This is a genomic window from Nocardia farcinica, from assembly GCF_029867845.1.
Classification (GTDB): Bacteria; Actinomycetota; Actinomycetes; order Mycobacteriales; family Mycobacteriaceae; genus Nocardia; species Nocardia farcinica_A.
In genome coordinates, this window is record NZ_JARWRU010000433.1 from 1 (window position 1) to 1,824 (window position 1,824).

The 1,824-nt window shown below is 72.4% G+C and carries 2 protein-coding genes; both read left to right on the plus strand.

All coding sequences use genetic code 11. The annotated features are described in order from the left end of the window. The first annotated feature begins 105 nt into the window (after positions 1-105). Positions 106-699, plus strand: a complete 594-nt coding sequence (locus QH283_RS09210) for an LGFP repeat-containing protein (RefSeq protein WP_280502597.1) — start codon at positions 106-108, stop codon at positions 697-699. Positions 700-842: 143 nt separating this feature from the next. Further along, positions 843-1,709: an acyl-ACP desaturase gene (locus QH283_RS09215; protein WP_280502598.1), complete on the plus strand. Its 867-nt coding sequence runs from the start codon at positions 843-845 to the stop codon at positions 1,707-1,709. The last annotated feature ends 115 nt before the right edge of the window (positions 1,710-1,824 follow it).

A 1,824-nucleotide genomic window follows, 5' to 3' on the forward strand; every position in this document is an offset into this window, starting at 1 on the left:
TCCGCCCCCGTTTTTTTTATCGCCGGCCTCTTTCCCTATTGGGCCATGGTCCGGGGGGCCCCGGGGGCGCGGGGGGCCCCACGGAGTCCAACGAGAGGGGTTCGCATGCACCACGCTCGACGTTCGGCTGGAATCGTGGCGGCGCTGGCCGCCGCCGCCCTGCTCGCCGCGGGTTGCGGCGACGACAACGACGACGACAGCGCCGTCGCCACCATGACCACCGGCCCGCTGGCCACCATGACCGCTCCCGGCGAGGAGCGCACCGGCGAGCCGACCACCACCGAGGGCGGCGAGACCACCACGACCGCCACCGACGACATGGACGACGCGGGCGACGAGACCAGGATCCCCACCCCGGGCGGCGCCGAGGTGACCATCTCCGGCGACATCTACGAGAAGTACCAGGAAGCGGGCGGCCAGGCGGGTCCGCTGGGCGCGCCGCTGGAGCCGGAGGAGTCGGCCCCCGAGGGCGGCAAGTACCAGGACTTCGAGGGCGGCACCATCTACGAGCCCGCCGAGGGCGAGCCGCACATCGTCTGGGGCGCCATCCGCGAGGCCTGGGAGGACAACGGCGGCGCGGCGGGTCAGCTGGGCTACCCGACCTCCGACGAGGTCGACATCCCCGGCGGCAAGCAGAGCACGTTCAGCGGCGGCACCATCACCTGGATCGACGGCCAGATCACCGTCACCATGAACTGAGCCGGCGCGTCCCCACTGTCCCGGCACGCTCTCTGCTCCGGGACGCCCGGGCCCGCACCGGACGCGGCCCGGGTGTCTCGGGTGGCGGGCCGATTTTCCGGCCGCCACCCCATTCGACGAACTCAACGACTAGGTTTGGTGCGGTGCAAACACTGTTGACCGATCGCGAGCTGCTGGAGTCACTCGCCGACGAGGTGGAACTGAATCTGCGTCGTCACGTCGAAATCGCCGACGGCTGGCAGCCCCACGAAATGGTGCCGTGGGACGACGGGCGGAATTTCGCCTTCCTCGGCGGCACCGACTGGGAACCGGGTCAGGCCCGGCTCGGTGAGGTCGCGGTGCTCGCGCTCACCGTCAGCGTCCTGATCGCCGACAACCTGCCGTCCTACCACCGTGAACTGGGCAAGTACCTGCGCACCGGCCCGTGGTGGCGGTGGGTCGGCCGCTGGACCGCCGAGGAGAACCGGCACGAGATCCTGATCCGCAACTACCTGATGGTGACCCGCGCGGTCGACCCGGTGGAGCTGGAGCGGGCCAGGATGCGGCACATGACCGACGGCTTCCGCCGCGAGCCGCTGCATCTGCTCGACGTGCTGGCCAACGCGGCCTTCGAGGAGACCGCCTCCGCCCTGCGGCACCGCAACACCGCCGCACTGAACGAGAACCCGCAGGTCACCGCGATCGCCGAGCGGATCGCCGCCGACGACGCGCTGCAGGCGGAATTCTTCGCCGCGGTGGTCTCGGCGGCCTTCGACCGGGTGCCGGACCAGACCATGCGGGCGATCGCCGATCGGGTCGCCGGATTCTCGGTGCCGACGGTGGAGCTGCCCGACGGCCGCTCCAGCGACACCGTGCTCGCCGAGGCGGGCATCTACGACCCGGCCGCCGAGGGTGAGAAGGTGTTCGGCCCGCTGCTGCGGCAGTGGAACGTCTTCGGCCGCTCCGATCTCGGACCGGAGGGCGAGGCGGCCCGCGCCGAACTCGAGTATCTGCGCGCGTTCGCTTCCTGATCTGCCCTGAGACGACGACAGAGGCGGGGGGCCCGGGGGGGCCCGGGCGGGGGGGGGGGGGGGGGGGGGGGGCGGGGGCCCCCCACCCCCCCCCCGCCCCCGCCGCCGCCCCCCC